The organism is Micromonospora sp. NPDC023814 (genome assembly GCF_040639595.1).
Taxonomy (GTDB): domain Bacteria; phylum Actinomycetota; class Actinomycetes; order Mycobacteriales; family Micromonosporaceae; genus Micromonospora.
Genome location: NZ_JBFAAF010000188.1, coordinates 1 through 2944 on the forward strand (window position 1 = coordinate 1; position 2944 = coordinate 2944).

At 71.8% G+C, this 2944-nt stretch carries 1 protein-coding gene; it reads right to left on the bottom strand.

From position 1 onward, the window contains the following. Positions 1 to 290: 290 nt before the first annotated feature. Positions 291 to 2944 (bottom strand): amino acid adenylation domain-containing protein (locus AB0G14_RS35195; RefSeq protein ID WP_357705055.1); only part of this gene is annotated, 2654 nt, incomplete at its 5' end.

The window sequence follows — 2944 nt, forward strand, 5'->3', positions numbered from 1 at the left end:
CCGGCCGCCCCGACAGGCAACGACGAGGACAGCGCCCGAAACACCGACGCCGCCCGAGCCGGCCACACCGCCGGCCGACGCAGATCACCCACCAGGTCGAGGACCTCGAAGTCAGTTCCGGTCCCGCCAAACTGCGCAGCCTGGGCCTGACCACGAACGAACCCGACAGACATGAGCCAACCTCCGATCAGGACCGGCGCCACCCGCACGGGGGACGGCCGGATCAGGAACCAGGAACTCCGTCGGCGCGGCCGTCCGCGTCCACGGCATGAGGGGTACGGGGCGAGCCTTCAGGCGGTGGTGCGGTCCACCTGGGGTCCGGCTTCGAGGAAGCGCAGCATGTGGGCGCCCAGTTGCTCGGCGATGGTGAACGGGATCAGGTCGGTGCGGATGGTGATGCGCAGGAGGGCGTCGTCGTCCCGGGGGATCGCCTCGACGGTGAGGCCGCTCATCACCTCTCGGGCGTACGGCTCGACGACCTCCTCGGTGCGGCAGCCGGGCAGTTCCAGCGGAAGCACCACGTTGTCCTGGTAGGCGAAGCCGGGCACGCTGGCGACCACCTCGCCGGGCAGGCCGACGGCCGGGTCGGCGGCGGTCTCCGAGAACGGGATGTCCTGGGCCGCCATCAGCTCGTCGACGGTCTGCTGGACGTGCCGGAGCAGGCCCGCCTCCGGCCCGTCGAAACGGACCCGGACGCAGTTCGAGTTGATCCGGGTGGTGAAGGCGGAGTCGAGGATGCGGCTGCCGCGCCGCGCGACGATCATCAGCAGGCCGATGTCGTCCTGCTGGTGGATGGCGCGCAGCGCGGAGGCGTACGCGGCGACGAAGTAGCTGGAGCGGCTGAACCGGTGTTGCCGGGCGGCGTCGTCCCAGCCGCGCATGACCTCGGGGGTGACGGTGACGATGTGTCCGGCCTTCGGGCCCCACGCGAGGGCCTGTTCCAGGGGCGCCTGAGGTTGGCCGTGGCCCTGGCGGGGGAGGCCGCGGAGTTGTTCGCGCCAGTACGATCGCTGGGCTTCGAGGTCGGCGGCGTCACGCAGCCGGGTGTATTCGTCGTAGGACTGCCGCAGCGTGGTCGCCGGCCCCGCCCACACCGGGGCCGCCCCGGCGAGCCGGGCGGCGTAGGCGTGGCCGAGGTCGCGCACCAGCAGTGAGTGCGACCAGCCGTCGAAGGCGATGTGGTGGATGCCGATGCCGAACAGGGTCCGGCCGGTGGACTTCTCGCGGATGAGGGCGGCCCGCCAGTTGCGGCCCTGGGTGTAGTCGAGAGGCTGCTGAACTGCTTCGGCGAGTTGGTCCAGGGCTTCCTGTTCGCTGGTGGCGTCGGTGAGCAGCCGGAGCTGGGGCATGCCGGGGTTCGGCGGGATGAGTGCCACGGGCGGGTCGACGCGTCGGTAGCGGGCGTGCAGTGCCTCGTGTCGGCGGTGCACGTCGCCGAGTGCGGCCATCAGCGCCCGCAGGTCCAGCTCACCCTCGATCCACCAGGTGGTCGGGCAGACCAGTTCGAAGGGAAGCCAGACGCACTTGGCGACCGACAGGGTCAGCGGAATGGGCTTGGCGGGGCCGGGGCGGCCGGTGACGGCCGGCGTCGGCTCGGCCCTGGGGCGGCGGGGGGCGGTGGCCAGCCAGCGGGCCAGCCCGTGCGGGGTGGGCGTGCGGTGGATCTGCGACACGGGCACGACGACGTTCGCGGCCTCGTCGATGCCCGCGGCCACCGCGGCCGACTGCAACGACGTGCCGCCGAGATGGAAGAAGCCGTCCCGTACGCCGACCCGGTCCAGCCCGAGTACCGCCGCGAACACCCCCGCGACGAGCCGTTCCTCGTCCGTCGTCGGTTCCACGTACGCCACGTCCAGGTCGGGGCGCTGCGAGCCGGGTTCGGGCAGTGCCCGTCGGTCGATCTTGCCGGTGCCTCCGACGGGGAAGCGGTCGAGGACCATGATGACTGCGGGCACCATGTAGGAGGGCAGCACGGCGGCGGCGTGGTCCCGTAGCTCCGCGGTGACGGGGGTGCGGCCGTCGCGGCCGGTGACGTAGCCGATGAGGCGGGCGACGCCGCGGTCTTCGCGGCGGGTGACGACGGCGGCGCCGACGTCGGGGTGTTGGGCGAGGACGGTTTCGATTTCGCCGAGTTCGATGCGGATGCCGTTGACCTTGACCTGGTGGTCCATGCGGCCGAGGATTTCGAGGGCGCCGGTGGTGTTCCATCGGCCGAGGTCGCCGGTGCGGTAGGCGAGGCCGCCATTGTGCGGGTCGGTGACGAAGCGTTGGGCGGTCAGCTCTGGGCGGTTGAGGTAGCCGTCGGCGACGCCGAAGCCGGTGATGAGGATTTCCCCGGGTACGCCCATGGGCATGAGGTTCAGGTTCGGGTCGACCACGCGGATCTGCCGGTTCGGCATGGGGCGCCCGATCGGCACGTACGCCCCGCCCCACCCGGCTGAGGCGTCGAACCACGTGCACGCGACGGCGGCTTCGGCCGGCCCGTACGCGTTGACCAGGCGGGCGCCGGCGGCCAGCCACCGTTGGGCCATGTGGGGCGGGATGGGTTCCCCGGCGAGGGTCACGCAGGACATGCTCGGGCAGTCGGCGGGGTCGACCGCGGCGAGGTTGGTGGGCGGGCAGAAGGCGTGCGTCACCTGCTCCTTGGCGATCAGGTCGGTGAGCCGGCGGGCGTCGAGCAGGTCGTCGCGGGAGCAGACCACGACGCGGGCGCCGGAGGTGAGGGCAGTGAAGATCTCGCCCAACGCCACGTCGAACACCGGCGCGCAGCAGTGCAGCATCCGGCTGTCCGAGTCCACCGCACACTCGTCGGCCATCCAGGCGAGGAAGTTGGTCAGTTTGTCGTGGCTCAGCACGACGCCCTTCGGGGTGCCCGTGGAGCCGGACGTGTAGATGACGAACGCCGGTTCGGAGGCGTCGACGGCCGGCAGGTCGACCGGTTCGG